The sequence below is a fragment of the Mycobacterium sp. 1164966.3 genome (genome assembly GCF_001665395.1).
Lineage (GTDB): Bacteria > Actinomycetota > Actinomycetes > Mycobacteriales > Mycobacteriaceae > Mycobacterium.
In genome coordinates this window covers 62,703-80,929 of record NZ_LZSG01000007.1, presented here as the reverse complement: position 1 = coordinate 80,929, position 18,227 = coordinate 62,703, and the positions used below count along the sequence as shown (strand labels likewise).

Below are 18,227 nucleotides of genomic sequence, written 5' to 3'. Positions count from 1 at the left end.
CGCCGAAACCCCGTCACATACCCCATATCGCTCAACACCTCTCGCTAAGGTGTTGCAGCGATCACTTGAGGCTAAGCCATGACCCCGACTCTTGAGCGCACAACCTCGCCATTAAGCGCCCTTCCCGTTACGCCAGCGAGCCTGTGCGGCGGCCCTGGCGTTAGTGCTGCGCCGCTGACCGATCGTCTCTGGGTCGATGGGAAGCGCCAATGCGGTAGCTAAGGCTTCCGCCAGCTTGCGGTGCCGGCGAATCTCGGCCAGCAGCGGATGCCGCGGCTGACCCTGCGACCCACCACACCCGGCGACTCGTCAGCGATGGCAGCAGTCAGGGCATCGAGCTCGTCGGCGGTCCGACACAACTCATGCAGCAGCGCGGTCTCGGTCGGGTCGAGCACATACTTTGCGACCACGCTGCACCACAATGCCTTTCCACGAGCTTTGAGGTCACTTGGCGCTGATCTGCGCGACTGCGTCGTCACTTCTCAAGCCTTTCCGGTCAAAAAACGGCATTCGCATGCAGCGGAACGAAAAGATCCATGCCAAAGGCTTGGTCCGGATGGTCGTTTGCAGCGATTTAGATACCCCCTCCTGGTACAGGTATTACGTTACTGCATATTCACAAGTCTGGTTCTGCAACAGTGACCATTGGGGGTCGGCTGCTCGTGCGGGGTAATGATGGTGTCGTCATCCCGGCGCCGCGTGGCAGCCAGCTCGAGGGCGAGGAGCGAGTGGATGCGCCACTGCTTGGTGGCAGGGTGCGAGGAGCGAAGCGACCCCCCGTTCGGAGGGTCTTAATGGTTGCCGCCAGTTGTGGGGCGTAACTCAACGCGACAAAGTTCCAGTCGTCCTCGGGCTGAAAGCGAAGGTGGTGGTCATGCGGCACCGTCCTGATTTGTTGCGTCGCCACGCTTGGTGGTGAGGAAGCATTTTCACACAGCCCACGCTCGATGGACACCGACGCCCAAAGGGGTTTGGTGCAGCCGCCGCAGCGGGGTTCGGCGCTGTGGTCGTCGGAGTGGGATGGAGATGTACCAGAGGTGTTATTGCTTGAGTCTGGTGGCGTCTGTTCCTGAGCCGCGACCCCCGAATCGTTTCCAAATTCTGTCGCCCGCGTATAAGGCAAATTAAGAACGTCTGCTGACGGTGCTTTCTCCTTATATGTGGGGGTAGCAGAATTTGGAAACACTTCTGGCATCACCAAAACGCCAGGGTTTAAGCCGGGGGCCAGCGACCACCGCCACTTCGGCTTAGCCTCGGCACCGAAATCGTTGTACCGCTGTTCCTCGGCACAGGTCACCACGCCGAGTAGCTGCATCGCCTGTAATTCACGGTCAATGGTGTTGTGCGGCTTCTGCAATGCCCTGCGCACATCGGTGGTCGTCTGTTGCGACTCCTTCTCGAGATGGTTGAGGATTTGCAGCCGTAGCGGCGGCATTGAGTCGCGGGCCACGCGCAACGCCAGCCGTAACGCTGCGGTGTTGGTGTGGCCAATTGCGATCGCGCCGCGCATCACCTGTGCGAGCTGCTTGACGAACCGTGTCGGCGCTTCCGGCGCGTGGGCCATCACTGGATTGGACTGGTAGTCACGCTCCATTGCGGTGCGGCACCGCGTCACCAGGTCGGCGGCTTCAATGAGCGCGCTTTGATCCGTGGCGCTCAGCTCAATCGGTATGTTTGCGTCCACCCCGGCGATGACACCGGCGGCGAGTTGCTTTAGCTCCTCGCGCATTTCGCCTTCGCGGCCAATGACCTTCAGCGTGGACTGGGCGACAGCGACTCGTTCCCTAGTGGAGTCGATACGTAGCAGCAGGAACCTGTCACCACATTTGGCGATTACGGCGTGCGCGGCATCCCACGCTGTCGTGACAGCACCTAGCACGGCCACGCGCCCGGTTCCAGGTGGCGACGACGCCGCCGTCGACAACTGCCCGCCGATCCCATCTGCCGTCGAAGATTTCGCGTAATGCGCTCAACACGCCAACCTGGACGCGGCAATCAAGCTACTGCGTACCGACTGCGTACTGGACAATCGGAAGCCCGGACTCAGCTAACCCGTATAGGACTTGTAGCTTGGCTTTCGCTGGTGGAGCTAAGGGGATTCGAACCCCTGACCTACTCGATGCGAACGAGTCGCGCTACCAACTGCGCCATAGCCCCTGATCGCTAGCAGGCTACCAGTTCCGCGGCGGGCGCTACTGTCCGACGGCCCTCGGCAGGTCCCTGGGCCAGCCGTAGTTGCGCATCGACACGGCGTCGTCGAGATGCTCGAAGATCGGGTCCTCGTCGTCGATCTCGAGGACCACCGCGCCGGGGCGCCGCAGTCGCGACGGGACCACCTCGAACTCGCGATCGTATGCGTTTTCCACACCGAGCCGCGCGCGTGCCATTCGGTGCGCACGGCGGCGGCGGATCTTCTCCTCGATCCGCGTCTGCCGGCGCAGGTAGCCCAGGTAAAGGACGGTGATGGCGGTGGCGCTGCCACAGGCCCACCAGGCCGCCGGCGACACTTCGAACGCCGCAATAGCGGAGCCGACCAATACGACGGCCATCGCCACCAGCATGCGTTTGCGGAATGCATACTTGCGGGCGCTGACGGCCGCGGCGGTCTTCGTGTCGAAGCGGCGGCGCCGCGAGGCGGCGGGCGCGACGGGCGGCGCCGAATCCTCGTCGTCCTCCTCGGGCTCCAAACCCGATGAGTCCTCGACGTATTCGTATTCGTCGGCGTCTTGCTCAGCCTCGGCTTCCGGCTCGATCTCCTCCTCGACCGCCTCGTCGGCCGCCACGGCCTCGACCGCCTCGGCGCCGGCCGGCAGCGCCGCTGAGTCTTCGACTACGTCGACGTCCAGGTAGTCGGGCTCGCTGTCCTCGGCAGCGGCACGCTTCATGACGACCGGCCGCGAATCGTCGACGTCCTGCTGTTCGTCCTCGTCTTGCTCCTGGTCCGCGTCGGCGTACGCACCGTCAACCGGCTCGTCTTCCCATTCGTCCTCGGGCTTCCAGTCGGGGTTGCTGCGATGGCCGGCCGCCGGACCGCTGCGCTTGAGCAGCCGGGCGCCGGCGCCACCGTTGAGCACTCGGGTCGCCAACGCGACATCGCTGGTGCGGCGCACCGCATCTCGCTTGCTGATCAGCATCGGAACCAGCACGAACAGCCAGAGCACCACCAATGAAATCCACAACAACGATTGCGGGATGCTCGGCATGATGACCTGCTCCTTTCGCGGCGATCCCCCGGCCGGATCCATGGATGGCCTGTGCGGCTCACGGCAAACGCCCAGGACAATTACACACCTGTAATTTGCCCATTACAAGCACCAAGAGTCACTCGTGTCACGTCAGCCACACCAGGTCGGCGCCAAAGGTGGTCTTGGTGTGAACTGACGGCTTTCGGGGTGAAGCCAGGGTGGAGTTCGGCGCGAATCTCAGCCGTGGCCGCACACGCAAAGCCCAGCATTCACACCCAACGCCAAGGCTTCACACCCAACCCCCAGACAACGCGCCCGCACCACATCTTCACGCCCAACTGGCGTGACCGGCGCGGACCAGGCTCGACGTCACCGATCCGTACACCTCTTCGACGGTGATGGCCATCAGCAAATGGTCCCGCCAGGCCCGGTCGACCTCGAGATAGCGGCGCAGCAGGCCCTCTTCGCGAAACCCGACCTTTGCCAGCACGGCGCGACTTGCCGCGTTCTCCGGGCGCACGGTCGCCTCCACACGATGCAGCATCACCGGACCGAAACAGTGGTCGAGGCCCAATGCCACCGCGCCGGTGGCTACACCGCCGCCGGTCGCCGATTTCGTGACCCAGTAGCCGATCCACGCCGACCGCAGCGCCCCATGGACGACATTCCCGATGGTCAACTGCCCGCAGAACTGCCCATCGAGCTCGATCACATACGGCAGCATGCGACCCTTGTTGGCCTCCGACCGCAGCCCCGAACACACCGCAGGCCATGCGGCCAGGGCGTGCCGGACGGTCCAGTCGCCGTCAGTGCTGGGCTCCCAGGGCTCCAAGTGCGCCCGGTCGGCCAACCGGGTGCGGCTCCACTTCACGCCGTCGCGCATCCGCACCGCGCGCAAGCGGATCACGCCGGCGGTGACCCGCAGCGGTCCGACCGGCTGCGGCCAGCCCGGATGCCGCGAGTTGTCACGAAAGAGGTTCACGGGAATGTGCCGTAGGTCCAGCTCAGCCGCGCTGAGCCAGGAATGCGACGTCGACGATCTCACCGGTGCGGATCTGCTCAGCGCCGGTGGGGACGACAACCAGGCAATTCGCCTCGGCAAGGGTGGCCAGCAAGTGCGATGACGCGCCCGGCGCACCGCCGAGTGCCTGCACCAGGTATTCGCCGGTGTCCTGATCGCGCATCAGCTGACCGCGCAGATAGCCTTTGCGGCCGGCCACCGACGTGATCGGCGACAGCGTGCGAGCCTGCACGATCCGGCGCATCGGGTGGCGCTTGCCCAGCGAAAGGCGGATCAGCGGCCGCACCATCACCTCGAACACGACCAGGGCACTCACCGGATTGGCCGGCAGCAGGAATGTCGGCACGCCCTCGCGCCCCAGCTGACCGAAGCCCTGCACCGACCCGGGATGCATGGCGACCCGCGCCACTTCCATCTCGCCGAGTTCGGAGAGCACCGCCCGCACCGCCTCGGCGGCCGCCCCTCCGACGGCACCGGCGATCACCACAATCTCGGCGCGGCTGAGCTGACCCTCGACAATCTCGCCGAGCTCCTTAGGTTTGTTGTTGACGATGCCGACACGGTTCACCTCCGCGCCGGCATCCCGGCCCGCGGCCGCCAAGGCATGCGAATTGACGTCGTACACCTGCCCGTTGCCCGGTGTCCGCGAGATGTCGACGAGCTCGCCCCCCACGGCCATGACCGACAGCCGTGGGCGCGGATGCACCAGCACCCGTTCACGCCCCACCGCGGCCAGCAGGCCCACCTGCGCCGCGCCGATGATCGTTCCGGCACGCACGGCGACGTCGCCGGGCTGGACGTCATCCCCGGTGCGCCGCACGTAAGCGCCCGACGGCGCACCGCGCAGGATCCGGACCCGCGACATACCGCCGTCGGTCCAGCGCAACGGCAGGACCGCATCGGCGAGCGTCGGCAGCGGCGCGCCGGTCTGGACGCGGGCGGCCTGGCGGGGCTGCAGCCTGCTCGGGGTGCGCGATCCGGCCTCGATCGTGCCCATCACCGGCAGCGTGACCGCATTGGAACCGTCGGCGTCCTCGGCATCCGGGTCGACGGCCCCGTCGATGCTGGAAACTCCCGATTCACCGACGCCGAGCACGTCGACGCTACGCACCGCGTAGCCATCGATTGCGGCCTGGTCAAAGCCCGGCAACGGTCGTTCGGTCACGACTTCTTCGGCGCACATCAGGCCTTGCGCCTCGGCTATGGCAACGCGGATCGGCCTCGGCGCCACCGCGGCGGCAGATATTCGGGCCTGCTGCTCCTCAACAGATCGCACAAGCGCGCCTTCCTGCCCTCGAGCCCCGGTCGCGCCACGTCGGGCGAACGGAGCCCGATCGCCTGGCTACTGCTCCGTCAGGCCCAATCGCGCCACCAACCACCGCCGCAGATCCGGGCCATAGTCGTCACGATCCAATGCAAAGTCAACCGCAGCCTTGAGGTAGCCGCCGGGATTTCCCAAGTCGTGTCGAGATCCCCGATGCACGACCACGTGTACCGGGTGGCCCTCGGCGATCAGCAGCGCAATGGCATCGGTGAGCTGCACCTCGCCACCTGCGCCGCGTTCGATCCGGCGCAACGCATCGAAGATGGCACGGTCGAGCACATAACGGCCCGCCGCCGCGTACATCGAAGGAGCGTCCTCAGCCTTGGGCTTCTCGACCATGCCGTTGACTTTCAGGACGTCGGCATTGCCTGCAAGGTCGAGACCGGGAACCGGTTCGACGTCGAAGACGCCGTAGGCGCTGATCTCCTCCGGCGCAACCTCGATGGCGCACAACACCGTTCCGCCCAGCTCCGCGCGGACCTGCGACATCGTCTCCAGCACGCCGGTGGGCAGCACCAGGTCGTCGGGCAGCAGCACCATCACCGCGTCCTCGTCGGCGGCCAGCGTGGGTTCCACGCAACTGATGGCGTGTCCCAGCCCCAGCGGCTCGGCCTGGACCACCGACTCGACCTTGATGAGCTCCGGAGCGCGACGCACCTTGGCCAGCATGGCTTTCTTGCCGCGCGCCTCAAGCGTGCCCTCCAGCACCAGGTCTTCGACGAAGTGCGCGACGACGCCGTCCTTGCCCTCGGAGGTGATGATCACCAGGCGCTCGGCGCCGGCCTCGGCGGCCTCGGCGGCGACCAGTTCGATACCGGGGGTGTCGACGACGGGCAGCAGCTCCTTGGGCACGGTTTTGGTGGCGGGCAAGAACCGCGTGCCCAAGCCGGCCGCCGGGACGATTGCGGTGTAAGGCACTTGCGAGTTCGAGGGGAATGACATCGACTCACACCATAACCGTTATGCGCTTGTCTAACCGCGTTGGCGGCGCGGCAGTCTTGGCTGTCATCGTTGAGGACATGGCGAGCGGGAACAAGGCAGTGCTGCGCGAACAGCTGCTGGCAGCCCGGCGTCGGGTCGCCGACGACGTTCGCGCCGCCGAGGCCAGAATGCTTTGCGAGCACCTGGAGCTGGTGGTCAGCGCCGGCAGCACGGTATGCGCCCACGTCCCGGTGGGCGCCGAGCCCGGTTCCATCGACATGCTCGACGTGTTGCTGGGCAAAGCTAAACGAGTCCTGCTCCCGGTAGCGCGCACCTCAGCCGACGGCGTGCCACTGCCGCTGCGGTGGGGAGAGTATCGCTCCGACGGGCTTGCGCAGGGTAGGTGGGGTCTGCTCGAACCGCTCGAGCCGTGGCTGCCGGAGTCGGCCCTGGCCGATGCCGAGCTGGTGCTGGTGCCGGCGCTGGCGGTCGACCGCTCGGGCGTGCGACTCGGCCGGGGCCGCGGCTTCTACGACCGCTCGCTGGCCGCCCGTGATCCACAGGCGCGGCTGATCGCGATGGTGCGCGACGAGGAATTCGTGGACGAACTGCCCGCCGAACCGCACGATGTCGCAATGACGCACGCGCTCACGCCGCGCGGTGGAGCAGTCGAACTGTCCAGGGAATGAGACACATCACCTGGCGGTTCTAGCACTTGACACGCTAGAGTGCTAACACAGCCTGACTTATCCGGAGGTTTTCGTGCCGACCTATAGCTACCAGTGCACCGCATGCGCTGACCGCTTCGACGTTGTGCAGGCCTTCACCGACGACGCCCTGACGACCTGCGAGAAGTGCTCGGGTCGGCTGCGCAAGCTGTTCAACTCGGTGGGTGTCGTGTTCAAAGGCAGCGGTTTCTACCGCACCGACAGCCGTGAGTCGGCCAATAAGTCGAACGGTTCAAGCAACAGTTCCTCGTCCGGCGAATCCACGTCGAGTTCGGGGTCGGGCGATACCAAGTCGACCACCTCTAGCGACAAGTCGACGAGCAACTCCGCTCCGGCTACCGCGGGCGCGTCGAGCTAGTAAGTCGTCCACAAGCCGGCCACTGTCCGGCATCCGCGCGGTTGCGTTGGGCCTACGTTTTGCTGTGTGGCGCAACCATCGCTGAATCCTTCCCTGTTCAGCCGGATCTTGACGTCGTTGCATCCGGACTGGACTCGGACGGTGTTGGCCCGGCGAGTCGCCGCAGGCGGGCTCGTCGTGTTGGCAGGTATTGCGGCGCTGCGTTCGAATTCAGAGGGCGATCGGGTCAACGTGGTGGTTGCCAATCGCGACCTGCGCTCTGGGACGACGTTGACCCCTGATGACGTGCGCGTCGAAAAGCGTTTAGCGACAACGGTTCCCGACGGATCACAGGCCGACCCGGGCGCGGTGGTGGGTTCGACGCTGGCCGGCCCGGCGCGACGCGGCGAGGTGCTCACCGATGTCCGGGTGTTGGGTAGCCGGCTAGCCGAGTCGACGGCCGGACCCGGCGCACGCATCGTGCCACTGCATCTCGCGGACAGCGCGCTGATCGACCTCGTTCGGGTCGGCGATGTCGTCGACGTACTGGCTGCGCCGGCCGGCGATGCGCAGCCGGCTGTACCGTCGGCTCCCCGAGTTTTGGCCACCGACGCGGTAGTTGTCCTGGTGTCCGCCAAGGAAAAAGGCGGGGCCGCCGCGGATGACCGCGTAGTGTTGGTTGCGCTGCCGGCTCGGGTGGCGAACACGGTGGCAGGCTCGGCGTTAGGTCAAGCGGTGACCCTTACCCTGCACTGAGTAGCTGTCCGCGATTCGGTACACGACCTGCAGCAAACTCTGTCCAGTCCAGAAAGGTCCGCCCATGTTAAAAGGGTTCAAGGAGTTTCTCTCGCGGGGCAATATCGTCGACCTAGCCGTCGCGGTGGTGATCGGTACGGCGTTCACGGCGTTGGTCAAAAGCTTCACCGACGCCATTATCGAACCACTGATCGCGCGGATCGGCGTCAAGCCGGACGCCAAGTACGGCGCCCTGAGCATCGACATCGGCGGCTCGAAACCCATCGACCTGAATGTCCTGTTGTCGGCTGGTATCTACTTCATCCTGGTCGCGGCGGTGGTGTACTTCTTCGTCGTGCTGCCATACGACAAACTGCGCAAGAAGGGCGAGGTCGAGCAGGCGGACGACGCCCAGGTTGTCCTGCTCACCGAGATCCGCGACCTGCTCGCCCAGACCAACGTGGGCGTGTCGTCAGGCAAGCACGGCGGCCAGGGCTCCTTCGAAAGAGCACCAACACCGGACTACGGCCCCCGGGCGGACGCCGAACAGCAGCGCGGGCCGAGTTAGATCTCCAAGCTGGACAACTGGCCGATGATCTGCGCGGCCAGCGGATTCAGCGTCGCCATTCCGTCGCGCACGGCATACCGGGACCCGGCGAGGTTGACCACCAGCGTGCTTCCCGAAACACCCGCCAGTCCGCGTGACAGCGCAGCGTCGGTGATTCCCGCAGACAGCCCCGAGGCCCGGATGGCTTCGGCGATGCCGAGGATCTCCCGATCCAGGATGTCCCGGGTGGCCTCCGGAGCGACGTCGCGCGGCGTGACCCCGGTCCCGCCGACCGACACCACCAGGTCCACCCCACCGATCACCGCGGTGTTGAGCGCGTTGCGAATCTCGATCTCGTCAGCCTCGACTGCCACCACCCCGTCGACGACGAACCCCGCCTCGGTCAGCAGCTCGGTGACCAGCGGACCGCTGTGGTCCTCATCGCCATGCGCGGTGCGATCGTCGACGACGACGACGAGTGCCCGGCCGACAACCAACTCCGCGCCTTTTTCCATGGGTGCAACCGTATATCCGAGGTCGGACAACTGCGCGTCGGCTCTCATCACTGCTCCGCCTTGCCGAGGGTGACCTGCACTGTGCGAGTGCCACCAGAGGGATCTTGATAGGTCAGCGACACCTTGTCGCCCGGCGCCTTGGAACGCACGGCTGCAACCAATGCGTCGGCACTGTTGATCGGGCGCTCGTCGACCCGTGTGACGACCACACCCTTGGGCACTCCGGCACCCGCGGCCGCCCCGCCCGGAACGACTTCCATCACCTTGGCGCCGGGCGTGCCCTTGTCGGTGATCACCTGCACGCCCAGCGAGGCGTGGGACGCCTTGCCGGTGCTGATCAACTCGTCGGCGATGCGCTTGGCCTGATCGACCGGAATCGCGAAGCCAAGGCCGATCGAGCCGCTCTGGGCATCGCCCGAATCAGCACCCATGGTGGCGATCGCCGAATTGACGCCCACCAGTTGTCCGCTCATGTTGACCAGTGCCCCGCCGGAGTTGCCGGGGTTGATCGCGGCATCGGTCTGAATCGCATCGAGCACCGTGTTTTGATTTCCCGACTCACCGGTCGTCGATACCGGCCGGTTCAGCGCGCTGACGATTCCCGTGGTGACCGTGCCCGCCAGACCCAAGGGTGAGCCAATCGCCACCACCGGCTGGCCGACTCGCAGATCCGCCGACGAGCCCATCGCGATGGGGGTGAGTCCGCTCATACCGGCCACTCGCACCACCGCGATGTCGCTGGTGGGATCGGCACCGACCACGGTGAACGGAGCGGTGCGCCCATCAGAGAAGGTCACCGTCGTCTTCGGCGCACCGCCACCGCCGGGCAGCGGACCGCCGGGCCCGGGCGGCGCCTTGGGGTTGGCGGCGGCGATGACGTGGTTGTTCGTCATGATCAGGCCGTCCGCCGACAGGATGATGCCGGAGCCCTCCTCGGACTGCCGACCCAGATCGGTCTCCAGCATGACGACGCTGGGCACCACCTTCGCGGCGACCTGTTCGACGCTGCCGACCGGCATGTTCGCGGCCGGGACGCTGGGTGCCGCTCCAGGTATCAATCCGCCGGCGTGGCCGCCCGGCGACTGGTGGCCGAGTTCGACAACCGTGGCCGCCGCACCGCCGATGCCCGCCGACACCACCGCGATCGCCAACGCGCCCGCGAACAAGCCTGCGCGCGAACGTTTTTGGCGTACCGGGGGGCCTGGCATCGGGGGAAGCATTCCGGGAATGTGACCTTGGCCGGTGCCGCCCATCCCGGGTATCGGACCAGCGCCAGTGCCGTGCATTCCCGGTATCGGCCCCGGACCGGTGCCGGTGATTCCCGGTATCGTGCCCGCCCCCGTTCCGGTCGGGATGGTGCCCGTTCCGGTGCCGCCGAAAGACTGACGGTACTGCTGTGACGGCTGCTGATAGCGCCAGTCGAACTGCTGGTTGTAGCTGTCCTGCGGCCCCTGGGCATAGGCGGGCGGCACAGGCCCACCAGGCCCGGTACGGTATCCAGGCTGCTGCGGCGGTGGCGAATACCTCGGGTGATTCGTCATGTCGCTAAGTCGCTCTTCCTCGTAATTCGATGTCTCTTCGACGTCTGTCGAACGTTGTCGGCTTGATTGCCAACACTAACCGCACAACTACCTTGCGCGCGCGGACTGAGAGTCCGCTGAGATAACGTTCGCCGAATCCGGAGAGTTCGCACCGGTCTCAATCACTTTTCCTGTCGGATTGGTGCGGCTGTCTGCTGACGCGTCCGAAAATTCCGCGGGTTCCGAAGGCGCCAGTGCAGCGTCTCCTGTCTCGGAATCCGAAACCGGCATCGGACGTCCTGGTAGAAGCACATAAATCGTGGTTCCCGGAGGCTGACCTCCCGGCACGGTGTCTTCCACGCGCAGCAATCCACCGTGGTTGAGTACCACCTGTTTGACAATCGCAAGCCCCAAACCTGAACCAGGTAATGCGCGCGCCGTCGTCGACCGGTAGAACCGTTCGAACACCAGGCGCCGCTCATGCAGTGGGATCCCGGGGCCGTGGTCGGACACCACCAGCTCGGCGTGCGATGCGTCCAGCTGGCGCAGCGTGACGCCGACACGGCCGCCCGGCGGGCTCCATTTGGCCGCGTTGTCCATCAGGTTCAGTGCCGCGCGCGACAGTCCGGCCGCATCGCCGTAGACCTGCCACGGCGTCACCTGGACATCGAAGTGAATGTCGTTGCGCCGCCGCCGGACCCGCTCCAGGCTGCGGTCGATGACATCGGACATGTCGACCGGTTCATGCACGACCTGACCGGCGTCGCGGGTCAGGTCCACCAGGTCACCAACCAGGGTGGACAGCTCTTCGATCTGAGCGATCACATCGGCGCGCAGGTCGACCATCTCCTGCTCGGGCAGCCGGGGCGCTCCCGGTTCCATCGATGCCATCAGCAGTTCGACATTGGTGCGCAGCGACGTCAGCGGTGTGCGCAGTTCGTGTCCGGCGTCGGTGACCAGCCGGGCCTGCCGTTCGCGGGACTCGGCCAGGGCCCGCAGCATCAAGTTGAAGGCTTCGGTGAGCCTGGCCAGTTCGTCGCTGCCGAACACTGGAATGGGCCGCAGGTCGTCGGTGCGCGCGACCCGCTCGGCCGCTTCGGTGAGACGAGCCACCGGCCGCAGCCCGGCCCGGGTGACCATTCCACCGGCCACCGCGGCGACGGCGACACCGATTCCGCCGACCAGCAGCAGTACAAATCGCAGTTTGGTCATCACGGCTTCCGTCGGCCGCAGACTCTTCGAGATCAGCAGCGAACTCCCGTTGGGCAAGTGGATGGCAAGTATGCGCTGGTCGCCGGCGGTGCGACGGGACATGAACAGCTCGCCGCGAATGACCGCCTTCTCAGCGGATCCCACCGGCAGCGTCTGGCCTGGCTGGTTGGCGGTGTAGATGAACTCGCCCGGGCTCACCAGCATCGCGTTGACGTCGGAATAGGCGGTGCCCTCGATGGCCTTTCCAGGATCGGCTGCCAGCGAACCGCTGGCAATCAGCAACTGGGCCCGGCTCTGCAGTTGGTTGTCGATGTCGCTGTAGAGGGCCGCCGAGATCACCGCGTAGACCGCGAACGCCATCAGGATGACGACCATCGCCACCATGGACATCGCCAGCAGCATGACCCGCCACCGCAAAGACAATGAGCTGGTGGCTCGCAACGCTGCGCGCCTGTTCTGGACGGGCCGCCGGACCCGAACCATCAGGGTGGCGTCTCCCTCAGCACGTAGCCCACCCCACGGACGGTGTGAATCAAACGCGGTTCACCCTCGGACTCTGTCTTGCGACGCAGATAGCCGACGTACACCTCCAGTGCATTGCCCGAGGTGGGAAAGTCGAATCCCCAGACTTCCTCGAGAATCCGGCTGCGCGTCAATACCCGGCGCGGGTTGGCGATCAGCATTTCCAGCAGGGAGAACTCGGTGCGGGTGAGGCTGATCCGGCGATGGCCCCGGGTGACTTCGCGGGTCACCGGGTCCAGGGTCAAGTCGGAGAACTTCATCGCCACCGACTCGGCGGCATCTTCCGGCTTGGTGCGGCGCAGCAGCGCGCGCATGCGAGCCAGCAGCTCTTCGAGGGCAAACGGCTTGGGCAGATAGTCGTCGGCACCGGCGTCCAGCCCGGCCACCCGCTCGGAGACCGAATCACGGGCGGTGAGCACCAGAATCGGCAGGTCGTCGCCGGTGCTGCGGAGCTGACGGCACACCTCGAGGCCGTCCAACCGCGGCATCATGACATCCAGGACGAGCGCGTCGGGCCGATCGCTGGCGATCATGTCGAGGGCCTCGACCCCGTCGTGGGCGAGCTCGACTGAATACCCATTGAACGAAAGCGACCGGCGCAGCGACTCTCGCACCGCACGATCGTCGTCAACGACAAGAATTCGCACGCGAACTAGTGTCGTACGAACGCCTGAGAGCGGCCTGAGAGGCGCGCCGGGTCAGAACTAGGCTCAGTGGTCCCATTGATCACACAGACCACACCAGTAATGCCGCGGGACCACTACGCGATTGTCGATTGCGATAGCCCCGGCGATATCAGCCCGCGGGTTAGCGCTTGTCCAGGTCGATCAAACCGAGGCGGGCGGCCTTGAGCAGCCTGCGCGGCACCTTGTGCTTCTGCCCCGCCACCGTCACACCGACGAGCTCGGTCCGGGTGGCCTTCCACTGCGCGCGACGGCTTCGGGTATTCGCGCGCGACATCCTGCGCTTGGGTGTCGCCATGGCGGGCCTCACTCCTCGGTTGGGGTTTCGGAACGGGTCTGCGCGCGGCATAGTCATGCGATGCCATGCGGTGCCCGTACAGGCAGTCAAGGATAGTCGTTGACCTGCTGGGCGCCAAAACCGCGTCGCGGGGCCCGGCCGGTTGACGGGCCCCCGGCGCCGCCCGCTAACCTACCGGTTGGTTGGTTTTTTGCCGCTACCGGTGGTCCCAATGAAGGGAGGACGCGTGGCCCCATCGTCTGGTGCCGTGCGAATCGGGAACTGCTCGGGTTTCTACGGCGACCGGCTGTCGGCGATGCACGAGATGCTCACTGGTGGCGATCTGGACTACGTCACCGGGGATTATCTGGCCGAGCTGACCATGCTGATTCTGGGCCGCGACAAGATGAAGCACCCCGAGCGCGGCTACGCCAAAACCTTCCTGACCCAACTCGAAGAGTGCCTTGGCCTCGCGATCGACCGCGGGGTGCGCATCGTCGCCAACGCCGGCGGACTGAACCCCGCCGGACTCGCGGAGGCGGTGCGCGCGCTGGCGCAACGGCTGGGCATCCCGGCGCGGATCGCCTACGTCGAGGGCGATGATCTGTTGCCCCGGGCGGCCGAGCTGGGCCTCGGCACAGCCGCAACGGCCCCCCTAACTGCGAACGCCTATCTGGGCGGCTGGGGAATCGCCGACTGCCTCAACGCCGGAGCCGACGTCGTCGTCACCGGCCGGGTCACCGACGCCTCGGTGATCGTCGGATCGGCGGCCGCGCACTTCGGTTGGGGCCGTACCGACTACGACCAGCTGGCCGGCGCCGTGGTCGCCGGCCACATCATCGAATGCGGTGTCCAGGCCACCGGCGGCAACTTCTCCTTTTTCACGGAAGTTCCCGATCTGACCTACGCGGGCTTTCCGCTGGCGGAGGTCTACGCCGACGGCTCGTCGGTGATCACCAAGCATCCCGGCACCGGCGGGCTGGTCAGCGTGGACACCGTCACCGCCCAACTCCTCTACGAGATCACCGGCGCTCGCTATGCCAACCCCGATGTGACGGCCCGGATGGACAGCATCGAGCTGTCTGATGACGGCCCGGACCGGGTGCGCGTCAGCGGTGTGGTCGGCGAACCGCCACCGCCGACCCTCAAGGTCTCGCTGAACAGCATCGGCGGGTTCCGCAACTCCATGACATTCGTGCTGACCGGGCTGGACATCGAGGCTAAGGCTGACTTGGTGCGACGGCAGCTCGAATCCAGTCTGACGGTCAAGCCTGCCGAGCTGCAGTGGACGCTGGCCCGCACCGACCACCCGGATGCCGACACCGAAGAAGCCGCCAGCGCGCTGCTGAGCTGCGTGGTCCGCGATCCGGACCCTGCCAACGTGGGACGCCAATTCTCCTCAGCGGCAGTCGAATTGGCGCTCGCCAGCTATCCGGGATTCACCTCCACCGCCCCGCCCGGCGACGGCCAGGTTTACGGCGTGTTCCGGCCCGGCTATGTCGATGCCGCCCAGGTGCCGCACATGGCAGTGCACGCCGACGGAACCCGCTTCGAGATCCCCTGTGCCACCGAAACTTTGGAGTTGGCACCGGCGGACACTCCAGCATTGCCGGGCCCCCTGCCGCCCGGCCCGACCCGGCGTGCGCCGCTGGGCCTGATCGCGGGCGCCCGCAGTGGCGACAAGGGCGGATCGGCCAACGTCGGCGTCTGGGTGCGGACCGACGAGCAGTGGCACTGGCTGGCCAACACGCTGACCGTCGAACTGCTCAAGCAACTCCTGCCCGAGACAGCCGATCTCGAGGTGAGCCGCCATGTGTTGCCCAAGCTGCGGGCGGTGAACTTCGTCATCGAGGGCATCCTCGGTGAAGGCGTCGCCTACCAAGCGCGCTTCGATCCACAAGCCAAGGGACTGGGCGAATGGCTGCGCAGCCGCCATGTCGACATACCGGAGAGGTTGCTGTGAACATCTGGACCACGCCGGAACGCGAGCAACTGCGAAAGACCGTGCGCTCCTTCGCCGAACGCGAGATTCTACCCAACATCGACGAGTGGGAACGCACCGGCGACCTGCCGCGCGACCTGCATCGGCGCGCCGGAGCGGCCGGGCTGCTCGGCGCCAACTTCCCGGAAGCCGTCGGCGGCGGCGGGGGGGACGGGGCCGACGCGGTGGTGATCTGCGAGGAGATGCACCAGTCCGGCGCGCCCGGAGGGGTGTTCGCGTCGTTGTTCACCTGCGGCATAGCCGTTCCGCATATGATTGCCTCCGGCGACCAGCGGCAGATCGACGAGTATGTGCGCCCGACGCTGACCGGGGAGAAGATCGGCGCCCTGGCCATCACCGAACCCGGCGGCGGCTCGGACGTCGGGCACCTGCGCACCACCGCGGTGGGCGACGGCGACCACTACATCGTCAACGGCGCCAAGACCTATATCACCTCCGCGGTCCGCGCCGACTATGTGGTTACCGCGGTGCGCACCGGAGGCCCTGGCGCAGCGGGGGTTTCGCTGCTGGTGGTCGACAAGGGCACACCTGGTTTCGAGGTGAGCCGCAAGCTGGACAAGATGGGTTGGCGGTCCTCGGACACCGCCGAGCTGTCCTACACCGACGTCCGGGTTCCCAGGGAAAACATCGTGGGCGCGGAGAACTCGGGGTTTGCCCAGATAGCCCAGGCGTTCGTCGCCGAGCGCATCGGGCTTGCCGCTCAAGCCTATTCGAGCGCGCAGCGGTGCCTGGACATCACCGCACAATGGTGCCGCGACCGGGAGACGTTTGGCCGTCCGCTGATCTCGCGGCAGGCCGTGCAGAACACGCTCGCCGAAATGGCCCGCCGCATCGACGTGGCACGCGTCTACTCCCGTAGTGTGGTGGAGCGTCAGCTGGCCGGTGAAACCAACCTCATCGCGCAGGTGTGCTTCGCCAAGAACACCGCCGTCGAAGCAGGCGAATGGGTGGCCAACCAGGCGGTGCAGCTGTTCGGCGGCATGGGTTACATGGCCGAATCCGAAGTCGAACGCCAGTACCGGGATATGCGGATCCTGGGAATCGGCGGCGGCACCACCGAAATCCTCACCGCGCTGGCCGCCAAACTCCTGGGATATCAATCATGACCGTCCTGCAGTCCACCCTCGACCCGAACGCTGACGGTTACGCTCAGGCGGCCGCGGCGGCGACGTCACGGCTCGACGAGATCGATGCCGAACTGGCCAAAGCGCTTGCGGGTGGCGGTCCTAAGTACGTCGAGCGTCACCACGCCCGCGGCAAGATGACCGCACGCGAACGCATCGAGCTGCTCGTCGACCCGGATTCGCCGTTCCTGGAACTGAGCCCGCTGGCGGCATACGGCAGCGCGTTCACGGTCGGCGCCAGCCTGGTTACCGGCATCGGCGCGGTTTCGGGTGTGGAATGCATGATCGTCGCCAACGACCCTACCGTCAAAGGCGGCACCAGTAATCCCTGGACACTGCGAAAAATACTGCGGGCCAAACAGATTGCGCTGCAGAATCGGCTTCCGGTGGTTTCGCTGGTGGAATCCGGCGGCGCAGACCTGCCCACGCAGAAGGAAATCTTCGTGCCCGGCGGACAGATGTTCCGCGACCTGACCCGATTGTCAGCGGCGGGCATTCCCACCATCGCGTTGGTGTTCGGCAACTCCACCGCGGGCGGCGCCTACGTGCCGGGCATGTCGGATCACGTGGTGATGATCAAGGAACGTTCCAAGGTGTTCCTGGCCGGCCCACCTCTGGTGAAGATGGCGACCGGTGAAGAATCCGACGACGAATCGCTGGGCGGCGCTGAAATGCACGCGCGGATATCGGGTTTGGCCGACTACTTCGCCGTCGACGAGCTGGACGCCTTACGCATCGGCCGGCGCATAGTGGCCCGGCTGAATTGGCGGAAGCAGGGGCCCGAACCGAAGCCGGTGACCGAGCCGCTGTTCGATGCCGAGGAGTTGATCGGCATCGTGCCGGCCGACCTACGGATCCCGTTCGACCCTCGGGAAGTGATCGCCCGGATAGTCGACGGCTCCGAGTTCGACGAATTCAAGCCGATGTACGGGTCGTCGCTGGTCACCGGATGGGCTCAGTTGCACGGCTACCCGGTGGGCATCCTGGCCAATGCGCGAGGCGTCTTGTTCAGCGAGGAGTCGCAGAAGGCAACCCAATTCATCCAGCTGGCCAACCGCTTTGACACGCCACTGTTGTTCCTGCACAACACCACCGGCTACATGGTGGGCAAGGACTACGAAGAAGGCGGCATGATCAAGCACGGTTCGATGATGATCAACGCCGTGTCGAATTCGACGGTCCCGCACATCTCGCTGATCATCGGCGCGTCCTACGGCGCCGGCCACTACGGCATGTGCGGGCGCGCCTACGAACCGCGGTTCCTGTTCGCTTGGCCGAGCGCCAAATCCGCGGTGATGGGCGGCGCGCAGCTCTCGGGCGTGCTGTCGATCGTCGCCCGCGCGGCCGCCGAGGCTCGTGGGCAGCAGGTCGACGAGGCGGCCGATGCCGCGATGCGCGCCGCTGTAGAGGGCCAGATCGAGGCCGAGTCACTGCCGATGGTGCTGTCCGGGATGCTTTACGACGACGGGGTGATCGATCCGCGCGACACCCGCATCGTGCTGGGAATGTGTTTGTCTGCCATCGCCAATGGCCCGATCAAGGGAACGTCGAGCTTCGGCGTCTTTCGGATGTGA

Annotated in this window: 18 protein-coding genes and 1 tRNA gene; 7 read left to right on the top strand and 12 right to left on the bottom strand. The window is 66.0% G+C overall.

Features of this window, described 5'->3' with window-relative positions:
• Positions 1–218 precede the first annotated feature (218 nt).
• The 7 genes from A9W99_RS04255 to A9W99_RS04225 all read right to left on the bottom strand — a co-directional run bounded on the left by A9W99_RS04255 (position 219) and on the right by A9W99_RS04225 (position 6,472).
• Positions 219–479, bottom strand: a complete 261-nt coding sequence (locus A9W99_RS04255) for a hypothetical protein (protein ID WP_156622930.1) — start codon at positions 477–479, stop codon at positions 219–221.
• A gap of 137 nt (positions 480–616) precedes the next feature.
• Complete coding sequence (locus A9W99_RS04250) at positions 617–1,885, bottom strand: hypothetical protein (protein ID WP_067373904.1); 1,269 nt, start codon at positions 1,883–1,885, stop codon at positions 617–619.
• 196 nt (positions 1,886–2,081) lie between these two features.
• Positions 2,082–2,157, bottom strand: a tRNA-Ala gene (locus A9W99_RS04245).
• Positions 2,158–2,192: 35 nt separating this feature from the next.
• Positions 2,193–3,203 (bottom strand): gephyrin-like molybdotransferase receptor GlpR, encoded by a 1,011-nt coding sequence (gene glpR, locus A9W99_RS04240; protein ID WP_156622929.1) that lies wholly within the window; start codon positions 3,201–3,203, stop codon positions 2,193–2,195.
• A gap of 310 nt (positions 3,204–3,513) precedes the next feature.
• Positions 3,514–4,167, bottom strand: a complete 654-nt coding sequence (locus A9W99_RS04235) for a GNAT family N-acetyltransferase (RefSeq protein ID WP_067373933.1) — start codon at positions 4,165–4,167, stop codon at positions 3,514–3,516.
• Between the two features lie 22 nt (positions 4,168–4,189).
• Positions 4,190–5,482 carry a gephyrin-like molybdotransferase Glp gene (gene glp, locus A9W99_RS04230; protein WP_067373899.1) on the bottom strand — a complete coding sequence of 431 codons (1,293 nt, stop codon included), beginning with the start codon at positions 5,480–5,482 and terminating at the stop codon, positions 4,190–4,192.
• A 66-nt stretch (positions 5,483–5,548) separates the two neighbouring features.
• Positions 5,549–6,472: a UTP--glucose-1-phosphate uridylyltransferase gene (locus tag A9W99_RS04225; RefSeq protein WP_067373896.1), complete on the bottom strand. Its 924-nt coding sequence runs from the start codon at positions 6,470–6,472 to the stop codon at positions 5,549–5,551.
• Between the two features lie 77 nt (positions 6,473–6,549).
• Here A9W99_RS04225 and A9W99_RS04220 point away from each other — a divergent pair, with 77 nt between their 5' ends.
• From A9W99_RS04220 to mscL, 4 genes are all read left to right on the top strand, one after another.
• Positions 6,550–7,140: a 5-formyltetrahydrofolate cyclo-ligase gene (locus tag A9W99_RS04220; protein ID WP_067373930.1), complete on the top strand. Its 591-nt coding sequence runs from the start codon at positions 6,550–6,552 to the stop codon at positions 7,138–7,140.
• 73 nt (positions 7,141–7,213) lie between these two features.
• The gene (locus A9W99_RS04215) at positions 7,214–7,537 is read left to right on the top strand and encodes an FmdB family zinc ribbon protein (protein WP_067373893.1); all 324 of its coding nucleotides are present in this window, start codon (positions 7,214–7,216) and stop codon (positions 7,535–7,537) included.
• 66 nt (positions 7,538–7,603) lie between these two features.
• Positions 7,604–8,272 carry an SAF domain-containing protein gene (locus A9W99_RS04210; protein ID WP_067373890.1) on the top strand — a complete coding sequence of 223 codons (669 nt, stop codon included), beginning with the start codon at positions 7,604–7,606 and terminating at the stop codon, positions 8,270–8,272.
• A 64-nt stretch (positions 8,273–8,336) separates the two neighbouring features.
• A complete protein-coding gene (gene mscL / locus A9W99_RS04205; RefSeq protein WP_067373887.1) occupies positions 8,337–8,819 on the top strand; it encodes a large-conductance mechanosensitive channel protein MscL in 483 nt (160 codons plus the stop codon).
• Here the strand turns inward: mscL and A9W99_RS04200 are convergent.
• The 5 genes from A9W99_RS04200 to rpmF all read right to left on the bottom strand — a co-directional run bounded on the left by A9W99_RS04200 (position 8,816) and on the right by rpmF (position 13,548).
• Complete coding sequence (locus tag A9W99_RS04200; RefSeq protein WP_067231928.1) at positions 8,816–9,361, bottom strand: molybdenum cofactor biosynthesis protein B; 546 nt, start codon at positions 9,359–9,361, stop codon at positions 8,816–8,818. The genes mscL and A9W99_RS04200 overlap by 4 nt on opposite strands.
• Positions 9,361–10,854, bottom strand: a complete 1,494-nt coding sequence (locus A9W99_RS04195; RefSeq protein WP_067373884.1) for a S1C family serine protease — start codon at positions 10,852–10,854, stop codon at positions 9,361–9,363. Before A9W99_RS04195 ends, A9W99_RS04200 begins: the two co-directional genes overlap by 1 nt.
• Before the next feature lie 87 nt (positions 10,855–10,941).
• A complete protein-coding gene (locus A9W99_RS04190; protein ID WP_067373880.1) occupies positions 10,942–12,528 on the bottom strand; it encodes a HAMP domain-containing sensor histidine kinase in 1,587 nt (528 codons plus the stop codon).
• Positions 12,528–13,214, bottom strand: coding sequence for a two-component system response regulator MprA (gene mprA / locus A9W99_RS04185; RefSeq protein WP_067373877.1), 687 nt, complete (start codon positions 13,212–13,214; stop codon positions 12,528–12,530). The genes A9W99_RS04190 and mprA overlap by 1 nt, the downstream gene beginning before the upstream one ends.
• Before the next feature lie 160 nt (positions 13,215–13,374).
• Entirely contained in the window at positions 13,375–13,548 is a 174-nt protein-coding gene (rpmF, locus tag A9W99_RS04180; protein WP_067242709.1) for a 50S ribosomal protein L32, read from the bottom strand.
• 247 nt (positions 13,549–13,795) lie between these two features.
• On the opposite strand from rpmF, the gene A9W99_RS04175 reads away from it, so the two are divergent.
• From A9W99_RS04175 to A9W99_RS04165, 3 genes are read left to right on the top strand one after another with little or no spacing between them, the layout of a single operon-like run.
• A complete protein-coding gene (locus A9W99_RS04175; protein WP_156622932.1) occupies positions 13,796–15,490 on the top strand; it encodes an acyclic terpene utilization AtuA family protein in 1,695 nt (564 codons plus the stop codon).
• Entirely contained in the window at positions 15,487–16,635 is a 1,149-nt protein-coding gene (locus A9W99_RS04170) for an acyl-CoA dehydrogenase family protein (protein WP_067373871.1), read from the top strand. Before A9W99_RS04175 ends, A9W99_RS04170 begins: the two co-directional genes overlap by 4 nt.
• Complete coding sequence (locus A9W99_RS04165; RefSeq protein ID WP_067373868.1) at positions 16,632–18,227, top strand: acyl-CoA carboxylase subunit beta; 1,596 nt, start codon at positions 16,632–16,634, stop codon at positions 18,225–18,227. Before A9W99_RS04170 ends, A9W99_RS04165 begins: the two co-directional genes overlap by 4 nt.

Excerpts from the sequence above, each read along its gene's own strand:
- A9W99_RS04165 (WP_067373868.1), top strand. The coding sequence starts at position 16,632 with ATGACCGTCCTGCAGTCCACCCTCGACCCGAACGCTGACGGTTACGCT.
- glpR (WP_156622929.1), bottom strand. The coding sequence starts at position 3,203 with ATGCCGAGCATCCCGCAATCGTTGTTGTGGATTTCATTGGTGGTGCTC.
- A9W99_RS04195 (WP_067373884.1), bottom strand. The coding sequence starts at position 10,854 with ATGACGAATCACCCGAGGTATTCGCCACCGCCGCAGCAGCCTGGATAC.
- A9W99_RS04190 (WP_067373880.1), bottom strand. The coding sequence starts at position 12,528 with ATGGTTCGGGTCCGGCGGCCCGTCCAGAACAGGCGCGCAGCGTTGCGA.
- A9W99_RS04225 (WP_067373896.1), bottom strand. The coding sequence starts at position 6,472 with ATGTCATTCCCCTCGAACTCGCAAGTGCCTTACACCGCAATCGTCCCG.
- A9W99_RS04200 (WP_067231928.1), bottom strand. The coding sequence starts at position 9,361 with ATGAGAGCCGACGCGCAGTTGTCCGACCTCGGATATACGGTTGCACCC.
- A9W99_RS04220 (WP_067373930.1), top strand. The coding sequence starts at position 6,550 with ATGGCGAGCGGGAACAAGGCAGTGCTGCGCGAACAGCTGCTGGCAGCC.
- rpmF (WP_067242709.1), bottom strand. The coding sequence starts at position 13,548 with ATGGCGACACCCAAGCGCAGGATGTCGCGCGCGAATACCCGAAGCCGT.
- mscL (WP_067373887.1), top strand. The coding sequence starts at position 8,337 with ATGTTAAAAGGGTTCAAGGAGTTTCTCTCGCGGGGCAATATCGTCGAC.